Raw genomic sequence first — 25,737 nt, 5'->3', positions numbered from 1 at the left:
GCTCTTTGCGCGCGATAAGGCAGAGGGCTTATTCCCCCCGGCACGGGGTCGGATCGTGAGGGAGTGCGCGAGCCGGTTCGCGGCCTGACGGCCTATGTCAGACGGCGTATGGACGCATGACCTCACGCGAGTTCCCGCACGGTCGCCAACTGAGCCGCGATCGCCTGCCGCAGCACCTTCGGCGAGACCGGCTTGTAGAGCACCGTGACCCCCGCGCTCGCGACTTCGCGCAGGCGGTCGGGCTTGGTCTCGCCGGTCACCAGCAGGCGGGCGGTGGCCGGACCGATGCCGTTGGGGTGGCGCTCCAGCGCGGCCAGCACATCGAGGCCGTTGTCGCCGCCCTGCAGGAGCAGGTCGCTCAACACGACGTCGGGCGGCCGCTCCCAGGCGCTCGCGAGGGCCAGTGCCTCGCTGCGGCTCTGCGCAGCGAGCACCTCGGCGCCCCAGTTGGAAAGCACCACCTGCAGGCCCTCGAGGATGGTGCGCTCGTCGTCGATCACCAGCACGCGGATGTTGCGCAGCCCGCCGTCGTCGTCCGCCGCGAGGCCCATGGGCAGCAGGGGCGGCGCGGGCAGCGGGACCAGCGGTTCGGTGGCGCGCACCACCACGCGCACGCAGGTGCCCTTGTTCGGCCGCGAACTGAGTTCGACGCGCGTGTTCAGCAGGGCCGCGAGGCGCTGCACCGTCGCCAGGCCGAGCCCCATCCCGCGCGAGTCGCGGCCGCCCTGCCGGCCGCCCTGCGGCTCGACCTGGTAGAACTCCTCGAAGACCCGCGCCTGGTGGTGCGCCGCGATGCCCACGCCGGTGTCCCAGACGTCGATGCGGATGCCCTTGCGGCGCCGCCGCGCGCCGATCAGCACGCCGCCTTCGACGGTGTGCCGCAGCGAATTCGACACCAGGTTGTTGAGGATGCGCGAGAGCATCACGTAGTCGCAGCGCACCCACGCATCGGTCTTGCGCACCACCAGGCGCAGGTTCTGCTGCTCGGCCACCGCGCGGAAGTTGCGGCTGATCTCGTCGAACAGGGTGTCGAGCGCGAAGTCCGTCCATTGCGGCTGCAACACGCCGGCGTCGAGCTGCGAGAGGTTGAGCAGCTCGGTGAACAGCCGGTCGAGCGATTCCACGCACTCGCGGATGTGGCCGATGCGCTGCAGCCGTGCCGGGTCGGTCTCGCCGTTGGCAAGGCCGTCGGAGAACAGCGTGAGCGCATGCAGCGGCTGGCGCAGGTCGTGGCTGGCGGCGGCGAGCAGGCGGGTCTTCGCCTGGCTCGCGACTTCGAGCTGCTGGTTCTTGCGCGCGAGCTCCGCCGTGGCGTCGGTGATCCGGCTTTCGAGCTGGTTGCGGCTTTCGGTCAGCGCGCGCGCCGCCTGGTTGAAGCCATCCTGCAGGCGGCGCACTTCGGCCGTGCCCTCGATGGTCACCTGCGCATCCTCGCCCGCGCCGAGGCGCTCCACCGCCTCGCCGAGCTCGCGGATCGGGGAGCTGATCCGCCGCGCCGCCCACCAGCCCGCGAGGCCGACGCCCACCAGGCTCGCGGCAAGCACCAGCACCACGTTGAACCACACCGCCTGCTTGGCGCTGCCCACCGCGTCGAGGCTCATCTCGACCATCACCTTGCCCGCGGTCTTGCCGTCGTCGCCGATGATCGGCGCGACCACCTGAAGGCCTTCGCCGCGCGTGCGGTCGGTGGTTTCCGAGTTGGCGACGATCTCGCCGTCCTCCGACCAGATCTGCACCTGCTGCACATGCGGCTGGTAGCTGCCGGATTGCGCGGTGCGTTGCAGCGCGCGGCGGTCCATGCGCTGGATCTGCGACTGCGCCACCGTCGCGACCTGCAGCGCCACCGTCTGCGCGTTGGCGCGGACCAGCTCGGTCACGTTCGACAGGTGCTGGCGCGTCAGCACCGCGATCACGCCCAGGGTGGCGACGGTGGCCGGCAGGAGGGCGAGCAGGACGAGCTGCTGGGCCAGCGTCAGACGCAGCAGATGGAAGGCACGGAAGGACCAGTTCATGGACGGATGTCGAGCGGCGCGCGGGTCCCGTTATACGTTACCGATCGAAAAACATGGATGGAGAAAAACGACACGGGAATTCTTGAAGTTAGTTTCTAATTGTGAATTCAACCGTCCGCGTTCTTCTTTCAGCCCCGATGCAGGCTCCGGTCCACAGCAATTCCAGCGCATCGCATGCCCGGCCGGAGCGTTTCCGCGCGGCAGTGCGTCGCGTGTGCGCGCGAACGCTGTACGGCGCGGCGATGCTCCTGATGGGGCTGATGGGCATCGAGGCGGCGCAGGCGCAGACCTCGCCCGGCGCCGCGCCGCTGCGCTTCGGCATCCTCCCGCTGGGCGGCGCCTTCGAGTCGCGCAACGACTGGGAGCCGCTGCTCGCGGACCTGAGCCGCGCGATCGGCCGTCCGGTGAGCATGCTCTCGGTGACCTCGTACGAGGCGCTCGAACAGGCGATCCAGCGCGACCAGGTCGACATGGCCTTCCTGTCGGGCAAGATGGCGCTCGATGCGGTGACGCTGCGCCGCATGAACGTGATCGCCCAGGTCACGCGCCATGACGGCCTGCCGGGCTACCGGGCGCTGCTGCTCACCCGCAAGACCGGCGACTACACCAGCCTCAAGGGCCTCTTGGCCGAGCCCGAGAAATGGCGCATCGCGCGCGGCGAGAGCCGCTCGGTCTCCGGTTTCATCGTGCCGCAGCTGCAGCTCTTCCTGCCCAATCACATCGTGATGGAGACGCGCTTTCGCAGCGAGGTCGTCGGCACCCACCAGGTGACGGCGCTCGCGGTGGCCAACGGCGAAGCCGACGTGGCGACGAACAACACGGCGGACTTCGAGCGCTTCAAGCTCCAGTTCCCGGCCGAGGCCGATCGGCTGCAGGTGATCTGGGAGTCCGAGCTGATCCCGCACGCGCAGATCGTCATGCGCCGCGAGTACGACGACGCCTTCCGCCGGAAGGTGCAGGGCTTCCTCGTCGACTATGCAAGAGGCAAGGGCCCGCGCGGCGATGCGGAACGCGCCGTGCTGAAGTCGCTGCACGACCTGGCCGGCTTCGTCGCCGCCGACAACAGCTCGTTGATGCCCGCCGCCAAGCTGGCCTACCAGCTCGCGCGGCAAAGCGCGATGAACTCGCAGTGGGTCAACGAGTCCGCGCGCCAGGCGCGGCTGCAGCGCATCGAGGCCACCTACGCCGAGCAGATGGCCGCGCTTCGTGGAGACGCGCCGCGTTGATCGGATCGTGAGCAAAGCCTGGATCGTTCGGGTGGGCCGCTGCCTGCTGCTGGCGGCGCTGGGCTGGCATGCCCTCGCCGCCCCGCGCGAGGCGGCCGAGCCGCTGCGCTTCGGCGTGCTGCCGATCGGCGGCGCGGTCGAGTCGAAGGACGGCTGGTCGCCGCTGCTGGCCGATCTGGCGCGCGCCATCGGGCGGCCGGTGACGGTGCTTTCGGTGACGAGCTACGAATCGCTCGACCAGGCGATCCAACGCAACGAAGTCGACCTCGGGCTGTTGTCCGCGAAGATGGCGCTCGATGCGGTGACGCAGCGGCGCATGAACGTGCTCGCGCTGGTGAAGCGGCATCCCGGCGATCCGGACCATCGCGCGATCCTGCTGGTGCGCAAGGACGGGCCGCCGGGCAGCCTCGACGAGCTGCTGGCCCACCCTGAGCGATGGCGGCTCGCGCGCGGCGACAGCCGCTCGGTGTCGGGATTCATCCTGCCGCAGGTGCAGCTCTTCCTGCCGCACCGCATCGAGATGGAGACGCGCTTCAAGAGCGAGATCGTCGATACGCACCAGGCCACGGCGCTCGCGGTGGCCAACGGCGACGCCGACGTCGCGACCAACAACACCACCGACTTCGAGCGCTTCCGGCGCCAATTCCCGGCCGAGGCCGGGCGGCTGCAGATCGTCTGGCGCTCGGACCCGACGCCGCAGGCGCCGATCGTGGTGCGGCGCGACCTTCCGCCCGAGCTGCAGAAGAAGCTGCGCGCGTTCTTCACCGGCTACGGGCAGGGGCCGGGCGTGCGCGGCAACGCGCAGCGCGAGACGCTGAAGGACCTGCACGCGAGCCTCGGCTACGTGGCGGCCGACAACAAGGCGCTGCTTCCGGCGGCCCGGCTCGAATACCAGCTTGCGCGGCAGAGCGCCCTCAACGCCCGCTGGGTCAGCGAGGAAGCGCGCCAGGCGAAGCTCGACCGCATCGAGAAGGCCTACGCCCTGCAGCAGTCGGTGCTGCGCGCGGACAGTCGCTGAGCCGCAGCGCTGCGCGCCGGCTCAGCCCAGGCCTGCGTAGACCGCGTCGATCACCGCCGGATCGACGTTGTGGTCGAACTTGCGCGCGAAGAGGGCCGGCGACTGCCGCATCTTTTCGAGATCCGATCCGCGCATCACCCGGGGGAATTCCGGGCCCGAATGCCAGTCGATGTATCGCAGGTGATCGTTGCGGACTTCGACGTCCGGCACGAAGTTGAAGATCAGCGTTTGAAAGAAGATTTCGTCCGCGCAGCGGGTCCCGTGGAATTTCCGCGGGTACCACGGATTGCGGTCGAGCCAGGCGAGCATCTGATCGACGCAGTGGGCGGACAGGTTGAGCCACAAGCCGCCGCCCCAGTATTCGACCGGCATCCGCGGGCGGCGCGCGACCTTTCGCATCGCAGGGATCAGGAGTCTTCGGTTGAGCCGGTCCAGCAAGATGGTGAACTTGACGGTCAGCGGATGCGACGGCCCTCTGGACAGCACCTTCGGATAGAAGAAGTCGACCCGGTCGAAGCCGCCGTTGCCCGGCCAGTGGTCGCGCGGCATCAGGTGGTGCTCGAAGAATTCCAGGTCGTTGGTGGCGAAGAAGCGGGTGATCTCGGACAGCGGCTTGATCGGCACGTCGTCCCCGGAGATCAGCAGATAGCGGTCGAAGCCGAGCTTGGCCGCCTGCCTGAAAAGGAAGACGGCGGCGTCGTTCACGCTGTGGTGGCCCCAATAGTTCTTGTACTCGCTGTAGACGTGGACGCGGGGCAGGTCGGTCTCGATCGTCAGCTTCGACCGCTTGTCGGCATGGATGAACACCTCGTACTCGCGGGCGAGGAATTCGACGAGACGCTTCTGCTGGTCCGTCCATTTGTGCAGAAGGATGAGCACCGCAATTCGCATGCTTTCGGTTCTTTCCCCGCCGGCGCTCGCCGACAGATTGGTTTCATTGCAGAACAAATGGAAAGCGATCCTTCCATTTGTAATCGAAAATACGCATGTTTCCCATGCCGGAGGGCTTGTGCACGGGCAGACGAGTTCCCTCTTTTCAGACGCGGCGCCGGGCTGGCTCGGCAGGCTGCCGGGCATGGCCGACTTCTCGCACCGTCGCCTGCCGCAGAGCTTTCGCGAGCCCTGGGGCCTCTGGCTGCGCGCCGGCATCGCGCGCATGCAGCTTCGTCATCCGCACTGGCCCGATCACTACCTGGACGCGCCGCGCTGGTGCTTCGTGCTCGGCAACGACGTGGTCGATGCGCAAAGCTGGGTCGGCGTGCTCGTCCCTTCGGTCGACGAGATGGGCCGCCATTTCCCCTTCACGCTCGCGGCCGAGCTCGGCTCCGCCGAAAGCGAGCTCCGGGGCGATGCGTTGGCACGCCTGCGCCACTGGTGGGGCCTCGCGAACCGCGCCGCGCGCGAGGGCACGCGGGAGCACCTCGACGCGCTGCATTTCGAAGTGCTCCTGCACCAGCTTTTCGCGTTCGCCGGAAGGCCGGACGGGGACCCCGACGCGACGCTGGCCCTGCCGGTGGTCGGTCAGTCCCTCTGGCTGACCGATCCCACTGCCGAGCGCGGGCTCGGAATGGCCGGCCAGGAACTGCCGCAGGACGACCAGTTCGAGGCGCTCTTCGGCTGCGCCGCCGGCGCGGAAGCGCCCGGCCCGAACGAGCCCTGAGCGCGAAGGCCGGTCCCGGCTCACCGATCGCCGAATTGCCCATGGCGCCCAGCGCCGCGGGCGAAGCGCTGCGCGCCGGCTTCGCCTTCCGCGAACACCATCGGCACGCCGTTCGCGCCTTCCTGCCGCAGGGCTTCGGCGAGCGGCAGATCCCACTGCGCGTAGGCCGAGCGCCGGTCGGTCCGCATGCACTGCTGCGGGAACGCGGCGATCTGCTGTGCCAGTTCCCGGGCCGCCGCCAATGCGCCGCCGGGCGGGGTCATGCGGTTGACCAGCCCCATCGCGAGCGCCTCCGCCGCCGGCACCGGGCGGCCCGTGAGGATCATGTCGAGCGCGCGCCCCATCCCCACGATGCGCGGCAGGCGCACCGTTCCGCCGTCGATCAGCGGCACGCCCCAGCGCCGGCAGAAGACGCCGAACACCGCGTCCTCGTCGGCCACGCGCAGGTCGGCCAGGAGCGCGAGCTCGAGCCCGCCTGCCACCGCATAGCCGCTGACGGCGGCGATCAGCGGCTTCGACAGCGCCATCCGCGTGGGCCCCATCGGGCCGGGGCCGCTGCCGTCCGGCGTCAGCGGGTTGCGGAGCAGGGGATCGCCCAGCGCCGCGAGATCGGCGCCGGCGCAGAAGTGGCCTCCGGCGCCGGTGAGGATCGCGACGCGCAGGGTCTCGTCGGCCTCGAAGCGCCCGAAGGCGGCCAGCAGCGCGGCGGCGGTGGGGCCGTCGACTGCGTTGCGCTTGGCGGGGCGGGAAAGCGTGATGGTGCAGATCGCGCCGTGGGTTTCGAAGAGAACGGATGGGGAAGCGCTGTCCATGGCCGGCCTGACTCTGTGGAGGTGGCGCTCATCCTAGGCAACATCCGGTGCCGATGCCAGGCCGCGGGCGTCATGCGGATGCGTCCTCCGCGGTAGGCCTTTCGCGTTATTTCCCACGCAGCGCCAGCGCCGGACACTGACGCTCCCTGAGTCATCTCCGGAGGCAGCGTGAATCCCCGTGCGTCGGCTCCGGCTCCTCCGGCGGGGAAGGAGGAGCCGGTGGCATTTCCGCCTTCGCTCGCGCCCACCGTGGCGCCCGCCGTGCGGTCGGCGCCGCGCCGCGTCGGCGCGGGCCTGCTCGCGGTCGGCGCGCGGCTGGCCGAGTTCGAGATCACGCGCATCGTCGGCCAGGGCGGCTTCGGCGTGGTCTACGAGGCGTGGGACCCGGTGCTGGAGCGCGTGGTCGCGATCAAGGAGTACCTGCCGTCGTCGCTGTCGGCGCGGCGGTCGGACGGCGCGGTGGTGCCGCTGTCGGAGCGGCACCGCGAAACCTTCGAGCTCGGCATGCGCGGCTTCATCAACGAGGCGCGGCTCTTGGCGCAGTTCGGCCATCCGTCGCTGCTCAAGGTCTACCGGTTCTGGCAGGAGCACGGCACGGCGTACATGGTCATGCCCTTCTATCGCGGCGACACGCTGAAGCAGGCGCTGGCCGCCTCGCCGGGCATCGCGCAGGAAGCCTGGCTGCTGAAGGTGATGGACGGCGTCACGCAGGCGCTGATGGTCATGCATGCCGCGCACTGCTATCACCGCGACATCGCGCCGGACAACATCATCCTTCTCGAAGGCTCCGGGCGGCCGGTGGTGCTGGACTTCGGCGCCGCGCGGCGCGTGATCAGCGACAAGACGCAGACCATCACCGTGATCCTCAAGCCCGGCTACGCGCCGGTCGAGCAGTACGCCAGCGCGCCCGACATGGTTCAGGGCGCATGGACCGACGTGTACGCGCTTGCCGCCGTGCTGCACGTCGCGGTCTGCGGACGGCCGCCGCCGCCGTCGGTGGCGCGGCTCTTGTCCGACAGCTACCTGCCGCTGGCGCGCAACGAGGCGCTGCGCCAGCGCTACAGCGAGCGACTGCTGAGCGCGATCGACGCAGGGCTCGGCGTGCGGCCCGAATCGCGGCCGCAGTCGATGGCGGCCTTCCGGGAGGCGCTGGGCCTCGAGCCTGCGCCGGCGCCGATGCGTCTGGCGCCCGGCCGCCGGCAGGCGGCGGCAGCCGCGCAGCCGCCGCAAAGCCCCGCGCCCGCGACCAAGCGCCAGCGCCAGTTGCTCGCCGTGGCGGCCTCGGTCGCCGCGAGCCTGCCGCTCGCCATGGCCGTCATGGTGTGGTGGGCGTTCAGCGTCCGCTGAACCGAAGCGAGGCCGGCCGGTGGACATCGAAATCGTCTCCGTCTCGAAGCAGGGCGGGCGCCCTTACAACGAGGACGTGTTCGGGCAGTGGAGCGACGGACGCTTCGCCGCCTGCCTCGTGGCCGACGGTGCCGGCGGGCATGGGGGTGGGGACGTGGCCGCCGACGTCGCCCGATCGAGCGTGCTCGGTGCCCTGGCCGCTTCGCCGGGGCTGGAGCAGGGCCGGCTGCGCCACCTGCTCGAACAGGCCAACCGCGACGTGGTCGCACGGCAGGCCGAGGGCGGCCGGCTGGCGGACATGCGATCGACCGCGGTTGTCGCGGTCGTCGACCTGGAGGCCTGCGAACTCGCCTGGGTCCACGCCGGCGACAGCCGTGCCTACCTGTTCCGCGACGGTGAGCAGGTGGCGCGCACCGTCGATCACAGCCTCGTCCAGCAACTGGTCAACGGCGGGATGATCGACGAGGAGCGTGCGCGGCTGCATCCGCAGCGCAACCTGCTGCTGTCGGCCCTCGGCGCGCCGGACGGCGACGTCGAGATCGACGTTTCCGAGCGCATGCCGGTGCGGGTCGGCGATGTGGTGCTGCTGTGCAGCGACGGCGTCTGGGAGGTGCTGGGCGACCGGCGGCTGGGCGAGATCCTGCGGGCGTCGCTCGATCCGCACCAGTGGATCGACACGATCGACGCCGAGATCGGGCTCCTCGCCGCGCCCGGCTACGACAACTACACCGCGGTCGCGATGTGGCTGCGCGCCGACGAGGACACGACCGAGCCGCTGCCGCTTCAGCCCTGAGCGGCCGGGCGGCGGTTAGCGCTGCCGGAGCCCGCGCACCACCGGCTGTGCCAGCCGCCATTCCGGCGGGGCGTAGACGTCGGCCACGCTGGCGCCGTCGCGGCTGTAGTGGATCTCCGTGCCGGCCGGCGTGCCGAGCGCCGCGAGCACCTGCTGCAGCGCGGCCCGCGCGGCCTCGATGTCCGCCACGTCGAGATCGACGCGGGTGTAGGCGACGCGCCGCGATCCGCCGGCCCGCGTCTCGCCGAGCGAGTCGCCCCAGCCGATCACCGTGCCGAGGCCCCTGGCCCTGAGCGCCTGGTCGATGCGGTCCTCGCGCTGGTGATACAGATCGTCCATGTCGGCGACGACCGGGATCTTGACGACCATGAATTGCGTGCGGGCGTAGCCGGTCGCGCGGGGTGTGAGGGGTGGCTGTGCCATGCGTTCTGCCGTGAGTGCCGCCATTGTCCGGCAATGCAAGCCCGGCTTGCGTCCGGCCGGTCAATCCCGTACGCTGGGTCGCCCGGGTGTTGAGGAGACCACTCATGCCAAGCCGATCGAACGGCCTCGCGGCCGAAATGGAAGCGGTGCGGACGCTGGCACTCGTCGGAGCGTCCGCTTCCGGCAAGACCACGCTCGCGGAGGCCATGCTGCAGCGCGCCGGCGCCATCGGCGCGGCGGGCAGCGTCGAGCGCGGAAGCACGGTGAGCGATCACGATCCGCTCGAGCGGCGAATGCAGCACTCGCTCAACGCCTCGATCATGCATCTGACGCACGCCGACACGCGCATCCACTTCATCGACACGCCCGGCGGCCCCGATTTCCTCGGCCAGAGCCTGCCCGCCCTGGAAGCGGTCGAGACCGCGGCCATCGTCATCAACGCCTCGACCGGCATCGAGCAGATGGCGCTGCGGATGATGGAGTACGCGGCCTCGCGCCACCTCACGCGCATGATCATCGTCAACAAGATCGATGCCCAGGGCGTGGATCTGGCAGGGCTGCTGCAGCAGATCCAGGCGAGCTTGGGGCGCGAATGCCTGCCGCTCAACCTGCCCGGCGACGGTGGCGCACGGGTGGTGGACTGCTTCTTCAACCGCGAGGGGACGTGCGACGTCGGCTCGGTCGATGCGGCGCACCGCGCGCTGGTGGAGCAGGTGGTCGAGGTCGACGCCGCCTTCGTGGACCGCTATCTGAGCGATGGCGACGTGGACCCCGCCGAGCTGCATGCGCCGCTGGAACAGGCATTGCGCGAAGGGCATCTGATACCGGTGTGCTTCGTCTCCGCGCGCACCGGCGCGGGCATCGAGGAATTGCTCGACGTCATCGTCAAGCTGCTGCCCGACCCGACCGAATCCAATCCGCCGGACTTCCTGCTGGGCGAGGGCGCCGCCGCGGAGCCGATGGAGGCCGTCCCGGACCCTTCGCTGCATGTGCTCGCGCACGTGTTCAAGGTCACGGTGGACCCCTACGTCGGCAAGATGGGCATCTTCCGCGTGCACCAGGGCACGGTCACGCGCGACAGCCAGCTCTACGTGGGCGACGGCCGCAAGCCCTTCAAGGTGGGGCACCTGTTCATGCTGCAGGGCAAGGACCACGTCGAGGTTGCGCGTGCGCTGCCGGGCGACATCGTGGCGGTCGCGAAGGTGGACGAGATCAAGTTCGACTCGGTGCTGCACGATGCGGCCGAGGATGACCACGTGCATCTGGCGCCGCTCGACTTTCCCGTGCCGGTGCACGGCCTGGCGATCGAGCCCAAGCGGCACGGCGACGAGCAGCGGATGTGGGAAATCCTCGGCAAGCTGGTCGGCGAAGACCCCTGCCTGCGCGTCGAGCACGTGGCCGCCACCAACGAGTCGGTGGTGTACGGACTCGGCGACCTGCATCTGCGCGTGCTGCTCGACCGCTTGCGCGAGGTCTACAAGTTCGAGGTCAACACGCGGCCGCCGCGCATCGCCTACCGCGAGACCGTGACCTCGCCGGCCGAAGGGCACCACCGCCACAAGAAGCAGACCGGCGGCGCGGGCCAGTTCGGCGAGGTGTTCCTGCGCATCGAACCGCTCGGCCGCGGGGAGGGCTTCGAGTTCGTCGACCAGGTCAAGGGCGGAACGATCCCGGGGCAGTTCATTCCCGCCGTCGAGAAGGGCGTGCGCGAGGTGCTGTCGACCGGCGCGATCGCCGGCTATCCGGTGGTCGATGTGCGGGTGGTGGTCTACGACGGCAAGCACCACAGCGTGGACAGCAAGGACATCGCTTTCGCCACCGCGGGGCGCAAGGCCTTCATGGCGGCGATCCGCGACGCGCGTCCCATCGTGCTCGAACCGATCGTGCAGATCGAGATCGCCGCGCCCGATGGGGCCATGGGCGACGTGACCGGCGACCTGTCGTCGCGGCGCGGGCTGGTCACCGGCACCGCGAACCTCGCGGCCGGTACCGTCGTCATCAAGGGGCAGGTGCCGATGTCGGAACTCGCGAGCTACCAGTCGCGACTCAACGCGATGACCAGCGGCCAGGGGCGCTACACCATCGTGCTGTCGCACTACGAGGCGGTGCCGCCCGCGATCCAGCAGACCTTGACGAGCCAGCACCGCGTGCGCGACGACGAATGAGGGCTTCGCCGCCGATCACATTCGCGTCGAGGCGAAGTCGCTGTCGTTCGCCGCACCCGGCCGCCGCGAATGCGCCAGCGGCTGATCGGAGGGCAGAAAGCGCGTGAACAGATCGAGCGCGAAGGCACCCGCGCTGCCGTCGGATGGCGTGGCGGCCAGGTAGAGCCCGCGCCAGCGCGGCGACCTCGGCCCGGCGCCATAGCCGAACAGCACATCGACCGTCGAGCGCAACCCCGGCTGCAGCGACCGCAGCTGCTCGACGAATGCATGGGTCGCGTGCCGCTCTGCGGGGCTGCGCTCGGCCCGGAACAGCGCCATCCGCAGCGCGTGCATGCGCTGCATGATTTCGCTGAACAGCCCGTCGAGCTGCGTCGCGGCCGGAACGCGCGGCGCGGCGCCGTTGTGCAGCCGGTGGCCGAGCGCCTGTTCGAGCACGCCGGCCGGCAGCGCCGCGCGCAGCGCATCGAAACCGCCCAGGCGTTCCAGCCCGGTCACGACGAGGTACACCGGCAGCTGGATGCGCAGGTGCTCCGCCGCGTCGTACACCAGGGCACGCAGTCGGCGCGCGAGCTCGTCCCTCGCGCGGCCGGCTTCGAGGAGCGTCGCCGCGCCCACGCACACCACGATGCCGTTGAGCGGCAGCCGCTTGCGGCGCTCGGCCAGTTCCAGCAGTGCGCGATACCAGAGGCCGCGCTCGTCCGGCGCGTTGCCGAGCACCGCCGGATCCACTTCGATCGCGATCATCGAAGGCAGCCGGTGCCAGCGCCAGAAGGGGCGGCTCGCGGGCGGAGCGTGCTTTGCCGACCGCCTGCCGGTCGCGAGCGCGAGCAGCTCCGTCACGTTCGCCGATGCGTCGCCGACGAAGAGGAACCAGGGCGTCGTGTAGAGCGTGCTGCGCCGGGGCGTCCCGGCCGATGCCGGCCGCGACGGCGGAACCTGCTGCGCGAGCGACTGCTGGATCGCGGCATCTTCTGCCGGCGCGAGGCCTGCCGCGCCGCCGGGCGTGACCGCGGCGATGCGCGCGCGCAGCGAGCGGCGGCGCGCCGCCCGGCTCGCGCCGAGGAGCACCCACCAGAGGCTCAGGAGCGCCAGGAGGCACAGCGCCAGCAGCGTCCAGAACTGCAGGGGAATCGGCGGCAACTGGCTCATCGCTGCCTCAGCGTGGAACGGTTTCGAGAAACAGGGCGTCGGCGATCACCCGGGCACCGGACTGGCCCGCCGCCAGCGTCTCGCGCAGCCGCTGCAGGTACGCGGACGCCAGCTCGAAGGGCGGCCGTTCCGCGGCGGCCTCGCTGAAGGGCACCGGCGAGGACAGCGCGGCCAGCAGCACCGTGCCGAAGGGCGGCGCGACCAGCCAGCTCGCCGGAATGTCGCGACCCAGCTCGACCGTCTCGCCCGCGCGCACCTGGGCCTGCTGCCCGCGGCCGGCCTTGAGGTGCATCACCGCGCCGTCGGCCGTGTAGTAGTCGACCCAGAGGTAGCCGTCGTAGTTGGGGCCGGTGACGTGGAACAGCACCGGATCGCCTTCGCGCAGCTGCCCCTTGTGCGCGCTCGCCGCCTCGACCTTGAGCCCGTGGCCCAGCTCGCGATTGCGCGCCTGGTAGGGCTTCAGGATCTCGACCACCTCGCAGTGCGGCCAGACGCGCAGGCGCAGGTCGAAGCTCGTCTCGGTCACGCCGGGCAATCCTCGCACCTCGCGCTGGACGCGGACCACGTCCTCCATGGTCGGGACCCAGCCGCTGACGCGGATGATGCCCTCCGGCGTCTGTCGCGCGGAAAGATCCGCGCAGGCGTAGGTCTGCACCTGCTGCTCAACGCGCTGGACCAGCGTGAGCGGCGTTTCGCGCGAGTGGGTCAGCAGATGCGTGGCCAGGTAGGCGAGCGGCACCACAACCGCCAGCGCCGCGACGGTGCGCAGCAGGGCGCGCTTGCGGCCCTGCGGGTCGCGCGGGCCCGGCGGATCGGGCACGCCGTAGGGCTGGGGCGTGATGCGGTCCTCGGCGAGCGTGTCGAGCGACGCCGGGCGGATGGCGAGCTGCTGCCCGTGCAGGTCCTTGAGTTTGCCGAGCTCGCCGTCGTCGCCGCTCTCGAAGTAGTACTGGCCCTTGAAGCCCAGCGCCAATGCATGCCAGTAGACCTCGCGAACTTCCTCTTCGTCGGCCGGCAGCGCCGACAGATGGTGGAAGAACTCGGTCTTTGCGTTGCTCGAATTGAAGAGCCGCATCTGCAGCGGTGCGGCCGCGGCTTCGCAGCCGGGATGGCGCGAGAGGACTTCGTCGATCCACGCGACCATCGCGAACAGGGCCGACTCGATCTGCCCGGCGGACTTGCCCAGGCGCTCGGCCGCCGCGCGGGCTTCGTCGAGCAGCTCGATGGCCCGGCGCTGCGCTTCTTCGCAGGTGGTGGCGCCGGTCCGTCCGGCAGCGATGGAGGCATCCAGGGCCAGCCCGAACGAAAGCAAGGCCGAAAAGCAATCGAGCAGGCGCGCCATGCGGGGCTCGCGGCTAGATGTCGCCGGGGACGGGGAAAGCGCTCTGACCGCGCGTGCATCGATGGCACATGCCCGTATCCCCTGTCGTTTCTGGATGCGAATCGATTCTTCCATGGGCGCCCGCCCGCGCCATACCGCTTGGGTGCTATGTCGTTCGGAAAGCGAATCCGCCTTGCTGCGCGCCGGTTTCGCCGTTATCTTCGACGTGCTGAGTTCATCACTGACGCTGGGGTAAGCCATGAAAATCCTGATCGCCGACGACCACCGGCTCGTCATCGAAGCGGTCAAGGCCAAACTGTCGGAGATCCAAGCCGACATCGAATTCGTGTTGGCGATGAGCGTCGACGAATTGCTCGCCGGTGCATCCGACGACATCGACCTGGCCATGATCGACCTGAACATGCCGGGCGCCGAGGGACAGGCCCACATCGATGAGATCCGCCGCCGGCATCCGGCGGTGCCGGTCATCGTGCTGTCGGGCTACGAAGACCCGGCGGTCATGCGCAGCGCGCTGGAGCGCGGCGTGCTCGGCTTCATCCCCAAGGCGTATTCGCCCGAAGTCATGCTGTCCGCCGTGCGGCTGGTGCTCGCGGGCGGCGTCTACGTGCCGCCGATGATGCTGTCGTCGGTGCCGCCCGGCCTCATCGCCGGAATGCCCGGCGCGGATGGCGCGCAGCGCGCCGGCGCAGCCGCCGGGGCCCAGACCCTCGAACACCTGCGCAACGTGTTGACCGAGCGCCAGGTCGAGGTGCTGCAACTGCTCTCGCAAGGCAAGCCGAACAAGCTGATCGGGCGCGCGCTCGGCATCAGCGAAGGCACGGTCAAGATCCACCTCGCGGCGATCTTCCGGGCGCTCAACGTTCGCAACCGGACCGAGGCTGTGGTGGCGGCGCAGTCGTTGACTGAGGCCTAGCTCTTCCCCAGTCTCGCCCCCCTCCGGGGGCAATCCCAGCGGCCCGGCCGAGCCGGTTCCGCGGGATTCCTGGTCTTATGCTCGGGGGATGCCTCTGGAACTCTCAAACTTCGATGCGGCGATCGTCGATCTCGACGGCACGCTGGTCGACACCATAGGCGACTTCGTCGTCGCGCTCAATCGCATGTTCGACGAACTCGCGCTGCCGCACATCGACGGGCCGACGGTGGAGCGGATGGTCGGCAAGGGGTCGGAGCACCTGATCCACTCCGTGCTCCGGCATGTGCGCGGCACGTCGGAGGATGGCGATGCGTGGTTCGAGCGCGCTTGGCCGCGCTACCAGCACCACTACCTCGCCATCAACGGGCAGCACGCGGACGTCTATGACGGCGTGGTCGAAGGCCTGACTGCCTTGCGGGCGCGTGGCCTGCGCCTCGCGTGCCTGACCAACAAGCCGACCGCCTTCGCGCGCCCGCTGCTGGCGGCCAAGGGGCTCGACGGATTCTTCGAGGTGATGTTCGGCGGCGATGCCTTCGAGCGCAAGAAGCCCGATCCGCTGCCGCTGCTCAAGGCCTGCGAGGCGCTGGCGACGCTGCCCGCGCGCACGCTGATGGTCGGCGACTCCAGCAACGACGCGAAGGCCGCGCGTGCGGCAGGCTGTCCCGTCGTGCTCGTGAGCTACGGCTACAACCACGGCGAGCCCGTCCGTGGCGTGGACGCGGACGGCTTCGTCGACTCGCTGGCCGAACTGGCCGGGTTGCGCTGAGCCCGGCGGTCAACCCTTCCCGAGCAGGGCGTCCTTGAGCTTCCAGTCCGCGGGGCTGGGGCCGAGCCAGATGCGCACGAGCGCGTTGAAGAAGGCCTGCTCCTTGATCGGCTCGCCCTGCGCAGCGCCCTTCACCGAGATGATGGTGCCGCTGCCGGGCACCCAGTCGATGGTGAAGGTGTCGCCGGTCTTGAGCTGCTTCTGATCGGAAAAGATGCCGCTCATGCGCAGCAGTCCCGGGATCAGTTGCGACATCTCGTTCTTGGGCGAGTTGTCTTCCACGCCGCGCGTGAAGAGCTTCCCGAGCTCGTTGGCGTCGATGTCGCGCAGCATGGTGATCGTGACGCGCTTGGCGCCCGGCGCCGCCAGCACCTCTTCGGGCGTGCCCGCCTTCTTGCCGAGGTAGAGGCCGGCCGTGTAGACCTTGAACACCGCCTTGTACCGAACCCCGGCGCCGTTGAGCTGCAGCCTGGCGCCGTGGACGTCGACGGCGTCGTCGAGCTTGACGCCGGCCACATCGATCGGCACGGCCGAGGCGGCGAGCGACGCCAGGGCGAAAGTGGCCAGCAGGGCGGCGCGGCGAAGGGCGGACTTGGACATTGAAGAGCTCCCGTGAACGACAAGATGCAAGTTAATAAACGCAATGTATCTTTTTGTATACCCGTTGTCCCTCGGCTAAACTCTCGATTCCATGTTCATTCATCACGTCATCCAGACAGGTCAAGGCAGCCGGGGAGCCTGGCCTTGGCGTACGCCATCGACGTTGCTTGCTTGATTGCACGGCGCACGTCGTGCGCCCGCGGCCCTCAGTCACACTGATCGGCCAAACTGGATGAACCGCCAGCGACCGAGGAGCGTCCGCTGGCAGACGGAGACCCCACCCGTGATCACTGAACTCGAATTCAAAAGCCTCAGCGCGCAGGGCTACAACCGCATTCCGCTGATGGTCGAGGCCTTTGCCGACCTCGAGACTCCCCTTTCCCTCTATCTCAAGCTCGCCTACACCAAGGACAACGGCCGCTACAGCTTCCTGCTGGAGTCGGTCGTGGGCGGCGAACGCTTCGGCCGCTACAGCTTCATCGGCCTGCCGGCGCGCACCTTCCTGAGGGCTTCCGGCTTCGGATCGGAGGCCGTGACCGAAGTCGTCACGGACGGCAAAGTCGTGGAAAAAGTCCGAGGCAATCCGCTCGACTTCGTTGCGGCTTACCAACAGCGCTTCAAGGTCGCCCTGCGTCCGGGGCTGCCGCGGTTCTGCGGCGGGCTGGCCGGCTACTTCGGCTACGACGCGGTCCGCCACATCGAGAAGAAACTCGAGAAGACCTGCCCGCCCGACGCCCTGGGCTGTCCGGACATCCTGCTCTTGCAGTGCGAGGAACTGGCGGTCATCGACAACCTGTCGGGCAAGCTCTACCTGATCGTCTACGCCGACCCGGCGCAGCCCGAGGCCTACGCCAAGGCCAAGCGCCGGCTGCGCGAGCTGCGCGAGCAGCTCAAGTACTCGGTGAGCGCGCCGCAGGTGCGGCCGTCCCAGGCGCATCCGCCACAGCGCAGCTTCGCCAAGGCCGACTACCTGGCCGCCGTCGAGCGTGCGAAGGAGCTGATCGCCGCGGGCGACTTCATGCAGGTGCAGGTCGGCCAGCGCATCAGCAAGCGCTACACCGAGTCGCCGCTGTCGCTGTATCGCGCGCTGCGGTCGCTGAACCCCTCGCCCTACATGTACTACTACGACCTGGGCGATTTCCAGGTCGTCGGCGCCTCGCCGGAGATCCTCGTGCGACAGGAGCATGCCGGCGAGGGCGAACAGAAGATCACCATCCGCCCGCTCGCGGGCACCCGGCCGCGTGGCGCATCGCCCGAGCTCGACAAGGCCGCGGAGATCGAGCTCATCAACGATCCCAAGGAACGCGCCGAGCACGTGATGCTGATCGACCTCGCCCGCAACGACATCGGCCGCATCGCGAAGATCGGCACGGTGAAGGTGACCGAGGCCTTCGCGATCGAGCGCTACAGCCACGTGATGCACATCGTGAGCAACGTCGAAGGCACGCTCAAGGACGGCATGACCGCCATCGACGTGCTCAAGGCCACCTTCCCGGCCGGCACGCTGACCGGTGCGCCCAAGGTGCATGCGATGGAGCTGATCGACCAGCTCGAGCCGACCAAGCGCGGCATCTACGGCGGCGCCTGCGGCTACATCAGCTATGCCGGAGACATGGACGTGGCGATCGCGATCCGCACCGGCATCGTGAAGGACCAGATGCTGCACGTGCAGGCGGCGGCCGGCGTGGTCGCCGATTCGGTGCCCGAGCTCGAATGGAAGGAGACCGAGGCCAAGGCGCGCGCCCTGCTGCGCGCCGCGGAACTGGTCGAGGAGGGACTGGAATGAACGGCGCAACGGATCGGAGTCAGGCCATGAAGCTCTTGATGATCGACAACTACGACAGCTTCACCTACAACCTGGTGCAGTACTTCGGCGAACTGGGCGCCGATGTCGAGGTGTTTCGCAACGATGAAATCACGCTGGACCAACTGCGCGAGCGGATCGCCGGCGGGGTTGGGCGGCTGGTGATCTCGCCGGGGCCGTGTTCGCCTGCGGAAGCGGGCGTGTCCGTCGCGGCGATCCGCGAATTTGCGGGGCGACTGCCGATCCTCGGCGTGTGCCTGGGCCACCAGTCGATCGGCGCGGCCTTCGGCGGCAAGGTCATTCGTGCGCAGCAGCTGATGCACGGCAAGACCAGCCAGATCACGACCACCCGCGAGGGTGTCTTCGCCGGCCTGCCCGAGAAATTCAGCGTCAACCGCTACCACTCATTGGCCATCGAGCGCGCAAGCTGCCCGTCCGACCTGGCGATCACCGCCTGGACGGACGACGGCGAGATCATGGGCGTGCGGCACACCGGCTTCGCGCACGAGGTGCGCATCGAGGGCGTGCAGTTCCATCCGGAGTCCATCCTGACCGAGCACGGCCACGCCATGCTGAAGAACTTCCTCGCGTGAGGCACGACATGAGCACTTCATCGGACCTGATCGATCTGCGCAGCGATACCGTCACCCGGCCGACCGCCGCCATGCGCGACGCGATGATGGCCGCGCCGCTCGGCGACGACGTGTTCGGCGACGACCCCAGCGTGAATGCGCTGCAGGCGCAGATCGCCGGCATGCTGGGCTTCGAGGCGGCGCTGTTCGTGCCCACCGGCACGCAGAGCAACCTCTGCGCGGTCCTGGCGCATTGCCAGCGCGGCGACGAGTACATCGTCGGCCAGCAGGCGCACTGCTATCGCTGGGAAGGCGGTGGCGCGGCGGTGTTCGGCAGCGTGCAGCCGCAGCCCCTCGATCACCAGCCGGACGGCACGATCGCGCTCGCGGACATCGAGGCGGCGATCAAGCCCGATGACGCGCACTTCGCGCGCACGCGGCTCCTCGCGCTCGAAAACACGCTCGGCGGCAAGCTGCTGCCGTTCGCCTACGTGCAGCAGGCCACCGAACTGGCGCGTCGCAAGGGCCTCGGCCGCCATCTCGACGGGGCCCGGCTCTTCAACGCGGCCACGGCGCAGGCCGAGCAGACCGGCGCCGAGGTGCGCGCGGAAGCCCGGCGCATCGCCAGCTGCTTCGACAGCGTGTCGGTCTGCTTCAGCAAGGGCCTCGGCGCGCCGGTCGGATCTGCACTGTGCGGCTCGCGCGAGTTCATCGCACGCGCCCATCGCATCCGCAAGATGGCCGGCGGCGGCATGCGGCAGGCCGGCGTGCTGGCCGCGGCGGCATCGCATGCGCTCACCCATCACATCGACCGGCTGGCGCAGGACCATGAACTGGCGCGGCGGCTGGCGGACGGCCTGGCCGGCATTCCCGAACTGCGCGTCGAGCCGCCGCAGACCAACCTGCTGTTCGTCGACCTGGAGGGCGAAGCGCGCCACCGTTCGGCCGAACTGCTGGCGCACCTGAAGCAGCACGGCGTGCTGGCCACCGGGCTCTACCGGCTGCGCTTCGCGACCCATCTCGACGTCGACGCAAGCGGCATCGACCGCGCCATCGGCGCCATCCGGCGCTTCTTCCATGCCTGAGCGGACCATCTCCCGCAACGACCCGATCCACCGAACCGAGCGAGACAGCCCCATGTCCATCACCCCCCAGGAAGCGCTGCAGCGCACCATCGAGCACCGCGAGGTCTTCCACGACGAGATGCTGCACATCATGCGGCTCATCATGAGCGGCGAATGCTCGCCGGTGATGATGGCGGCGCTGATCACCGGCCTGCGCGTCAAGAAGGAAACCATCGGCGAGATCACCGCGGCCGCGCAGGTGATGCGCGAGGTCTCGACCAAGGTGCCGGTGGCCGACACCTCGCGGCTGGTGGACATCGTCGGCACCGGCGGCGACGGTTCGCACACCTTCAACATCTCGACCTGTTCGATGTTCGTCGCCGCGGCGGCGGGCGCCAAGGTCAGCAAGCACGGCGGGCGCAGCGTGAGCAGCAAGTCGGGCAGCGCCGACGTGCTCGAGTCGCTGGGCGTCAACATCAACCTGAAGCCCGAGCAGATCGCCAGGTGCATCGCCGACGTGGGCATCGGCTTCATGTTCGCGCCGAACCATCATCCTGCGATGAAGAACGTCGCGCCGGTGCGCAAGGAGCTCGGCATCAAGACCATCTTCAACATCCTGGGTCCGCTCACCAATCCGGCGGGGGCGCCCAACATCCTGATGGGCGTGTTCCACCCGGACCTCGTCGGCATCCAGGTCCGCGCGTTGCAGCGACTGGGCGCGGAGCACGCGCTCGTCGTCTACGGCCGCGACGGCATGGACGAGATCTCCCTGGGCGCCGCCACCATGGTCGGCGAACTCAGGAACGGCGAGGTGCGCGAATACGAGCTGCATCCCGAGGACTTCGGCTTTTCCATGTCGAGCAACCGCACGCTGCGCGTCGAGACGCCCGATCAGTCGCGCGAGATGCTGCTCGGCGTGCTCGACAACAAGCCGGGTCCTGCGCGCGACATCGTCCTTTTGAACGCCGGCGCGGCGCTGTATGCGGCCGGCGTGTCGGACACGATCGCGGCCGGCATCGAGAAATCGCGCGCGGCGCTCGAATCCGGCGCGGCGAAGGCCAAGCTCGCGGAACTCGTCGCGGCCACGACCGCGGCGGCTTGAGGAGGGCGGCGCACCATGTCGGACATCCTCGAGAAGATCGTTGCCGTCAAGCGCCAGGAAGTCGCGGCGGCGAAAAAGCGGACCTCGCTCGAAGCCATCCGCTTCGACGCGGAAAGCCGCGTGCTCACGCGCGATTTCGTCGGCGCCTTGCGCGCGAAGATCGCCGCCGGCGCCGCCGCCGTGATCGCGGAGGTCAAGAAGGCGAGCCCGAGCAAGGGCGTGCTGCGGCCGGACTTCGTTCCTGCCGACATCGCGCAGAGTTATGCGGCGGGTGACGGCAAGGTGAGCGCAGCCTGCCTGTCGGTGCTGACCGATCGCCAGTTCTTCCAGGGTGGCATCGACTACCTGAAGCAGGCCCGCGCCTCGTGCGATCTGCCGGTGCTGCGCAAGGATTTCATCGTCGACGCCTACCAGGTCTACGAAGCGCGGTCGATCGGCGCCGATGCGGTGCTGCTGATCGCTGCCTGCCTCGACGACGCGCAGATGCGCGACTACGAGGCGATCGCGGCCGGGCTGGGCATGGCGGTGCTGGTCGAAGTGCACGACCGCGCCGAGCTCGAACGGGCGCTGAAGCTGCGCACGCCCCTCGTCGGCGTCAACAACCGCAACCTGCGCACCTTCGAGGTGTCGATCCAGACGACCATCGATCTGCTGGCAGAGGTGCCGGAAGGACGGCTGCTCGTGACCGAATCGGGCATTTCGTCGCGCGCCGATGTCGCGACGCTGCGTGCGGCGGGCGTCCATGCGTTCCTGGTCGGCGAGGCGTTCATGCGCGCCGACGAGCCGGGAGAAGCGCTCGCGGAGATGTTCCGTTGAGCGCCGCGCCGGGCCGCCCCAAGCAAGCTCGGCCTTGCAGGCCGCGCCGCTGCGAGACGCAGCGTCTCTTCATGCCGTCCAAGTCTGCCCGTGCAGACTTGGAGCCGCGGCATTCAGCCCCCTCGGGGGGCAGCGAGGACACGAAGTGCCGAGCGTGGGGGCCCGAATGAGCGCCGCGCCGGGCCGCCCCAAGCAAGCTCGCGCCCCCTCGGGGGGCAGCGAGGACACGAAGTGCCGAGCGTGGGGGCTCGAATGAGCGCCGCGCCGGGCCGCCCCAAGCAAGCTCGCGCCCCCTCGGGGGGCAGCGAGGACACGAAGTGCCGAGCGTGGGGGCTCGAATGAGCGCGGGTCAACTGGTCAGCAGCAATCCTGCCGACTGGCCCGTGGCGGCCGGCTGGCAGCCGCTGGTCGACGAGTTCTTCGGCGGCCCCGTCGGGCAGAGGCTGCTGGGCTTCCTGCAGGAGCGGCTGGATGCGGGCGCGGTGATCTTCCCGCCGCGTCCGCTGCGGGCGCTGGAGCTGACCCCGCCCGAGGACGTTCGCGTCGTGATCCTGGGCCAGGACCCTTATCACGGGCGCGGTCAGGCCGAGGGGCTTGCCTTCTCGGTGGCGCCCGGCGTGCCACTGCCGCCGTCGCTGCGCAATATCTTCAAGGAGCTCCAGCGGGACCTTGGCGCGCCGCCGCCGGCTTTCCCGGATCCCGGCGGCAGCCTCGTCAAGTGGGCGACGCACGGCGTGCTGCTGCTCAACACCTGCCTCACCGTCGAGGAGGGACAGCCCGCCAGCCACTCCGGGCGGGGTTGGGAAGTGCTCACGGACGCAGTGATCCGCCACGTCGCGAATCTCGGGCAGCCGAGCGTCTTCATGCTTTGGGGGTCGCATGCGCAGAGCAAGCGCTCGCTGATCGACACAAATCGTCACAAGGTCCTGGTGGCCAACCATCCCTCGCCGCTGTCGGCGCTGCGGCCGCCACTGCCTTTCATCGGCTGCGGCCACTTCGGCGAAGCGAGGGCCTGGCGCGATGCCCAGCGCGCCTGACCCGGTAAGTGTTTGATTCCATGCGAGAATCCAGGGCTCGAAGCGAAACGGCGGGTCGTCGATGTTCCGGTGCGACGCAGTGGTGCGACCTGGTGCGACCTGGTGCGACCTGGTGCGACGGTGGTGCGAATCACCAAACTGTCATCGACGCAGGCTGGTAATCGTGCTATATTTCGAGGTTCGCCGGAGAGGTGGCCGAGTGGTTAATGGCAGCAGACTGTAAATCTGCCCTCTTACGAGTACGCTGGTTCGAATCCAGCCCTCTCCACCAGCGAAAATGGATTTTTGAGAGAGCGCTTGAATGTGATGTGCGGAGCTGAGCGAAGGCAGCGGCTCTGACCGTGATGCGGTGTGATCGGATCTAGAGAGATCATGCCGCAATGCGGGAGTAGTTCAATGGTAGAACCCTAGCCTTCCAAGCTAATGACGCGGGTTCGATTCCCGTCTCCCGCTCCAAAAAAGGTCCGTCGGCGCTGTGTAGGTTTTTTGAATTTCGCCCATTTGGCTCAGTGGTAGAGCACTCCCTTGGTAAGGGAGAGGTCGCGGGTCCGATTCCCGCAATGGGCACCAGTTTTGGGGTTGCAGTCTCGGGGCTGCAACCCCATGTCAGTGTGTTGATCTAGTTATTTTTCGGAGTCGAGAAAATGGCAAAAGGAAAATTCACCCGCACGAAGCCGCACGTGAACGTGGGCACGATTGGTCACGTTGACCATGGCAAGACGACTCTGACGGCGGCGATCGCGACCGTGCTGTCGAGCAAGTTCGGCGGCGAAGCCAAGGCCTACGACCAGATCGACGCGGCGCCCGAAGAAAAGGCGCGTGGCATCACGATCAACACCGCGCACGTCGAGTACGAGACGGCCAACCGCCACTACGCGCACGTGGACTGCCCCGGCCACGCCGACTACGTGAAGAACATGATCACCGGCGCTGCCCAGATGGACGGCGCCATCCTGGTGTGCTCGGCCGCTGACGGCCCGATGCCCCAGACCCGCGAGCACATCCTGCTGGCCCGCCAGGTGGGTGTGGGCTACATCATCGTCTACCTGAACAAGTGCGACATGGTGGACGACAAGGAGCTGCTCGAGCTGGTCGAGATGGAAGTTCGCGAACTGCTCGACAAGTACGAGTTCCCGGGCGACGCCACCCCGATCATCCACGGCTCGGCCAAGCTGGCGCTGGAAGGCGACAAGGGCGAGCTGGGCGAAGGCTCGATCATGAAGCTGGCCGAGGCGCTGGACACCTACATCCCCACGCCCGAGCGCGCGGTGGACGGCACGTTCCTGATGCCGGTGGAAGACGTGTTCTCGATCTCCGGTCGCGGCACGGTGGTGACCGGCGCTGTGGAGCGCGGCATCATCAAGGTCGGCGATGAAATCGAGATCGTCGGTATCCGCCCGACCCAGAAGACCACCTGCACGGGCGTGGAAATGTTCCGCAAGCTGCTGGACCAGGGTCAGGCTGGCGACAACGTGGGCGTGCTGCTGCGCGGCACCAAGCGCGAAGAAGTCGAGCGCGGCCAGGTGCTGTGCAAGCCCGGTTCGATCAAGCCGCACACGCACTTCACCGCCGAGGTGTACGTGCTGAGCAAGGACGAGGGCGGCCGCCACACGCCGTTCTTCAACAACTATCGTCCGCAGTTCTACTTCCGCACGACGGACGTGACCGGCTCGATCGAGTTGCCCAAGGACAAGGAAATGGTCATGCCCGGCGACAACGTGTCCATCACGGTGAAGCTGATCAACCCGATCGCCATGGAAGAAGGCCTGCGCTTCGCGATCCGCGAAGGCGGCCGCACCGTCGGCTCGGGCGTCGTGGCCAAGATCCTCGACATCTGATTTAGGAATCGCGAAGGGGTATAGCTCAATTGGCAGAGCGTCGGTCTCCAAAACCGAAGGTTGTAGGTTCGATTCCTACTGCCCCTGCCACCTGAGGGTGGTCTCCGAAACAGGCCCGTCATGCCCTGACGGGAAGGCAGAAAAAGCCCGTCATAGCCTGACGGGCTTCGGCGTCTCGGAAGACGCATTGAAATGGAAGCCGAAAGGCTTCAGGAATAGTGCCAAAGATGGCTTCTTCTCAAATCGAAACCGTAAGCACGAGTGCTGACAAGGCCAAGCTGGCGACGGCTGCCGTCCTGGTCGTGGCGGCCATTGCTGCGTTCTATCTGCTGGCCCGGCAGGGCGCGGTGGTGCAGTGGGGCGCCCTGCTGGTCGGCCTGGCCGCCGCCGTCGGGGTGTTTGCGAGTTCGGAGGGTGGCCGTCAGTTGTGGGCCTTCGGTCGCGACTCGTGGCGTGAAGTCAAGAAGGTGGTCTGGCCGACCCGCAAGGAGGCGATCCAGATGACGGCGTACGTGTTTGCCTTCGTGGCGATCATGTCGATCTTCCTTTGGCTCACCGACAAGACGCTCGAATGGGTGTTTTTTGATCTCATTCTGGGCTGGAGAAAGTAAATGACTGACGAAGCCATCGACGTTGCGCCGGAAGGCGGACATGTGCTGGCCCCGGCCGCCAATCCCGACTTCCGCTGGTATGTGGTGCATGCGTACTCCGGCATGGAGAAGGCCGTGGAGCGGAACATCACGGAGCGCATCACGCGCGCCGGCATGCAGGACAAGTTCGGCCGGATCCTGGTTCCGACCGAGGAAGTGGTCGAGGTCAAGAACGGCCAGAAGCGCACCACCGAGCGCCGCTTCTTCCCGGGCTACGTCCTGGTCGAGATGATCATGGACGACGAGAGCTGGCACCTCGTGAAGCACACCAACAAGGTGACGGGCTTCGTTGGCGGCGCCAAGAATCGGCCGGCCCCGATTTCGCAGAAGGAAGTCGAGGACATCGTCAGCCAGATGCAGCAGGGCACCGAGAAGCCGCGCCACAAGGTCGAGTTCATCGTCGGCGAGTTCGTGCGCGTCAAGGAAGGTCCTTTCACCGACTTCAACGGCACGGTCGAGGAAGTCAACTACGAAAAGAACAAGGTTCGCGTGTCGGTCATGATCTTCGGTCGTGCCACGCCGGTCGAACTCGAGTTTGCGCAGGTCGAAAAGACTTAAGCACGCCAAAACAAGGCCAGGTGCCCTGGCCTTGAACTTTTGCGGTTCACGTTCCTCCGACTCGGCGTGA

General features: G+C 68.4%; 24 protein-coding genes and 4 tRNA genes. 21 read left to right on the top strand and 7 right to left on the bottom strand.

The genetic code is table 11. The features are described 5' to 3' along the window. Positions 1–122 precede the first annotated feature (122 nt). Positions 123–2,012: an ATP-binding response regulator gene (locus VAR608DRAFT_RS34845; protein ID WP_088958208.1), complete on the bottom strand. Its 1,890-nt coding sequence runs from the start codon at positions 2,010–2,012 to the stop codon at positions 123–125. Between the two features lie 137 nt (positions 2,013–2,149). Between VAR608DRAFT_RS34845 and phnD the strand changes: the two genes are divergently transcribed. Together phnD and VAR608DRAFT_RS34835 are read left to right on the top strand one after the other, a co-directional pair. After that, complete coding sequence (phnD, locus tag VAR608DRAFT_RS34840) at positions 2,150–3,238, top strand: phosphate/phosphite/phosphonate ABC transporter substrate-binding protein (protein WP_269458515.1); 1,089 nt, start codon at positions 2,150–2,152, stop codon at positions 3,236–3,238. 7 nt (positions 3,239–3,245) lie between these two features. Beyond that, the gene (locus tag VAR608DRAFT_RS34835; RefSeq protein WP_269458514.1) at positions 3,246–4,256 is read left to right on the top strand and encodes a phosphate/phosphite/phosphonate ABC transporter substrate-binding protein; all 1,011 of its coding nucleotides are present in this window, start codon (positions 3,246–3,248) and stop codon (positions 4,254–4,256) included. A 21-nt stretch (positions 4,257–4,277) separates the two neighbouring features. Here VAR608DRAFT_RS34835 and VAR608DRAFT_RS34830 read toward each other — a convergent pair whose 3' ends face one another. Further along, positions 4,278–5,333, bottom strand: a complete 1,056-nt coding sequence (locus VAR608DRAFT_RS34830; protein ID WP_088958206.1) for a beta-1,6-N-acetylglucosaminyltransferase — start codon at positions 5,331–5,333, stop codon at positions 4,278–4,280. Here VAR608DRAFT_RS34830 and tagF point away from each other — a divergent pair. Continuing rightward, positions 5,332–5,916, top strand: coding sequence for a type VI secretion system-associated protein TagF (gene tagF, locus VAR608DRAFT_RS34825; protein WP_231973069.1), 585 nt, complete (start codon positions 5,332–5,334; stop codon positions 5,914–5,916). The genes VAR608DRAFT_RS34830 and tagF overlap by 2 nt on opposite strands. A 20-nt stretch (positions 5,917–5,936) precedes the next feature. Here the strand turns inward: tagF and VAR608DRAFT_RS34820 are convergent, their stop codons facing one another. Further along, positions 5,937–6,728 (bottom strand): crotonase/enoyl-CoA hydratase family protein, encoded by a 792-nt coding sequence (locus VAR608DRAFT_RS34820; RefSeq protein WP_088958205.1) that lies wholly within the window; start codon positions 6,726–6,728, stop codon positions 5,937–5,939. 219 nt (positions 6,729–6,947) lie between these two features. Between VAR608DRAFT_RS34820 and VAR608DRAFT_RS34815 the strand changes: the two genes are divergently transcribed. Continuing rightward, complete coding sequence (locus tag VAR608DRAFT_RS34815; protein ID WP_231973068.1) at positions 6,948–8,075, top strand: serine/threonine-protein kinase; 1,128 nt, start codon at positions 6,948–6,950, stop codon at positions 8,073–8,075. 19 nt (positions 8,076–8,094) lie between these two features. Further along, positions 8,095–8,868 (top strand): PP2C family protein-serine/threonine phosphatase, encoded by a 774-nt coding sequence (locus tag VAR608DRAFT_RS34810; protein WP_088958204.1) that lies wholly within the window; start codon positions 8,095–8,097, stop codon positions 8,866–8,868. A 15-nt stretch (positions 8,869–8,883) separates the two neighbouring features. On the opposite strand, the gene VAR608DRAFT_RS34805 is transcribed toward VAR608DRAFT_RS34810, so the two are convergent. Continuing rightward, on the bottom strand, positions 8,884–9,291 hold the full coding sequence (locus VAR608DRAFT_RS34805) for a hypothetical protein (RefSeq protein ID WP_157731194.1): 408 nt from the start codon (positions 9,289–9,291) through the stop codon (positions 8,884–8,886). Between the two features lie 104 nt (positions 9,292–9,395). On the opposite strand from VAR608DRAFT_RS34805, the gene fusA reads away from it, so the two are divergent. Beyond that, complete coding sequence (gene fusA / locus VAR608DRAFT_RS34800; RefSeq protein WP_088958202.1) at positions 9,396–11,456, top strand: elongation factor G; 2,061 nt, start codon at positions 9,396–9,398, stop codon at positions 11,454–11,456. A 15-nt stretch (positions 11,457–11,471) separates the two neighbouring features. Here fusA and VAR608DRAFT_RS34795 read toward each other — a convergent pair whose 3' ends face one another. Both VAR608DRAFT_RS34795 and VAR608DRAFT_RS34790 read right to left on the bottom strand, forming a co-directional pair. Continuing rightward, the gene (locus VAR608DRAFT_RS34795; RefSeq protein ID WP_088958201.1) at positions 11,472–12,605 is read right to left on the bottom strand and encodes a type VI secretion system protein; all 1,134 of its coding nucleotides are present in this window, start codon (positions 12,603–12,605) and stop codon (positions 11,472–11,474) included. 7 nt (positions 12,606–12,612) lie between these two features. Further along, positions 12,613–13,947: a DotU family type IV/VI secretion system protein gene (locus VAR608DRAFT_RS34790; protein WP_088958200.1), complete on the bottom strand. Its 1,335-nt coding sequence runs from the start codon at positions 13,945–13,947 to the stop codon at positions 12,613–12,615. A gap of 238 nt (positions 13,948–14,185) precedes the next feature. Between VAR608DRAFT_RS34790 and VAR608DRAFT_RS34785 the strand changes: the two genes are divergently transcribed. Beyond that, positions 14,186–14,860, top strand: coding sequence for a response regulator transcription factor (locus VAR608DRAFT_RS34785; protein ID WP_088958199.1), 675 nt, complete (start codon positions 14,186–14,188; stop codon positions 14,858–14,860). Between the two features lie 88 nt (positions 14,861–14,948). Beyond that, complete coding sequence (gph, locus tag VAR608DRAFT_RS34780; RefSeq protein ID WP_088958198.1) at positions 14,949–15,626, top strand: phosphoglycolate phosphatase; 678 nt, start codon at positions 14,949–14,951, stop codon at positions 15,624–15,626. Between the two features lie 9 nt (positions 15,627–15,635). Here the strand turns inward: gph and VAR608DRAFT_RS34775 are convergent, their stop codons facing one another. Next, positions 15,636–16,226, bottom strand: a complete 591-nt coding sequence (locus VAR608DRAFT_RS34775) for a chalcone isomerase family protein (protein WP_088958197.1) — start codon at positions 16,224–16,226, stop codon at positions 15,636–15,638. Positions 16,227–16,509: 283 nt separating this feature from the next. Between VAR608DRAFT_RS34775 and trpE the strand changes: the two genes are divergently transcribed. The 13 genes from trpE (at position 16,510) to nusG (ending at position 25,667) form a co-directional block, all read left to right on the top strand. Next, entirely contained in the window at positions 16,510–18,012 is a 1,503-nt protein-coding gene (gene trpE / locus VAR608DRAFT_RS34770; RefSeq protein WP_088958196.1) for an anthranilate synthase component I, read from the top strand. Positions 18,013–18,038: 26 nt separating this feature from the next. After that, positions 18,039–18,623 (top strand): aminodeoxychorismate/anthranilate synthase component II, encoded by a 585-nt coding sequence (locus VAR608DRAFT_RS34765; protein WP_088958195.1) that lies wholly within the window; start codon positions 18,039–18,041, stop codon positions 18,621–18,623. A gap of 8 nt (positions 18,624–18,631) precedes the next feature. Then, positions 18,632–19,687, top strand: a complete 1,056-nt coding sequence (gene ltaE / locus VAR608DRAFT_RS34760; RefSeq protein WP_088958194.1) for a low-specificity L-threonine aldolase — start codon at positions 18,632–18,634, stop codon at positions 19,685–19,687. 52 nt (positions 19,688–19,739) lie between these two features. Continuing rightward, complete coding sequence (trpD, locus tag VAR608DRAFT_RS34755; RefSeq protein WP_088958193.1) at positions 19,740–20,768, top strand: anthranilate phosphoribosyltransferase; 1,029 nt, start codon at positions 19,740–19,742, stop codon at positions 20,766–20,768. 15 nt (positions 20,769–20,783) lie between these two features. Beyond that, complete coding sequence (gene trpC / locus VAR608DRAFT_RS34750) at positions 20,784–21,584, top strand: indole-3-glycerol phosphate synthase TrpC (protein WP_088958192.1); 801 nt, start codon at positions 20,784–20,786, stop codon at positions 21,582–21,584. 338 nt (positions 21,585–21,922) lie between these two features. Then, positions 21,923–22,621, top strand: a complete 699-nt coding sequence (locus tag VAR608DRAFT_RS34745) for a uracil-DNA glycosylase (RefSeq protein WP_088958191.1) — start codon at positions 21,923–21,925, stop codon at positions 22,619–22,621. Positions 22,622–22,806: 185 nt separating this feature from the next. Then, a tRNA-Tyr gene (locus tag VAR608DRAFT_RS34740) sits at positions 22,807–22,892 on the top strand. Positions 22,893–23,003: 111 nt separating this feature from the next. Continuing rightward, positions 23,004–23,077, top strand: a tRNA-Gly gene (locus VAR608DRAFT_RS34735). A 39-nt stretch (positions 23,078–23,116) separates the two neighbouring features. Further along, a tRNA-Thr gene (locus tag VAR608DRAFT_RS34730) sits at positions 23,117–23,191 on the top strand. Between the two features lie 74 nt (positions 23,192–23,265). Continuing rightward, entirely contained in the window at positions 23,266–24,459 is a 1,194-nt protein-coding gene (tuf, locus tag VAR608DRAFT_RS34725; protein ID WP_088954965.1) for an elongation factor Tu, read from the top strand. Positions 24,460–24,473: 14 nt separating this feature from the next. Then, positions 24,474–24,549: transfer RNA gene (locus tag VAR608DRAFT_RS34720), tRNA-Trp, on the top strand. Positions 24,550–24,686: 137 nt separating this feature from the next. Next, entirely contained in the window at positions 24,687–25,070 is a 384-nt protein-coding gene (gene secE / locus VAR608DRAFT_RS34715) for a preprotein translocase subunit SecE (RefSeq protein WP_088958190.1), read from the top strand. Further along, positions 25,071–25,667, top strand: coding sequence for a transcription termination/antitermination protein NusG (nusG, locus tag VAR608DRAFT_RS34710; protein WP_088958189.1), 597 nt, complete (start codon positions 25,071–25,073; stop codon positions 25,665–25,667). Positions 25,668–25,737 lie beyond the last annotated feature (70 nt).

This window comes from Variovorax sp. HW608 (assembly GCF_900090195.1).
Classification (GTDB): domain Bacteria; phylum Pseudomonadota; class Gammaproteobacteria; order Burkholderiales; family Burkholderiaceae_C; genus Variovorax.
This window is presented reverse-complemented; position numbering and strand designations above follow the sequence as displayed.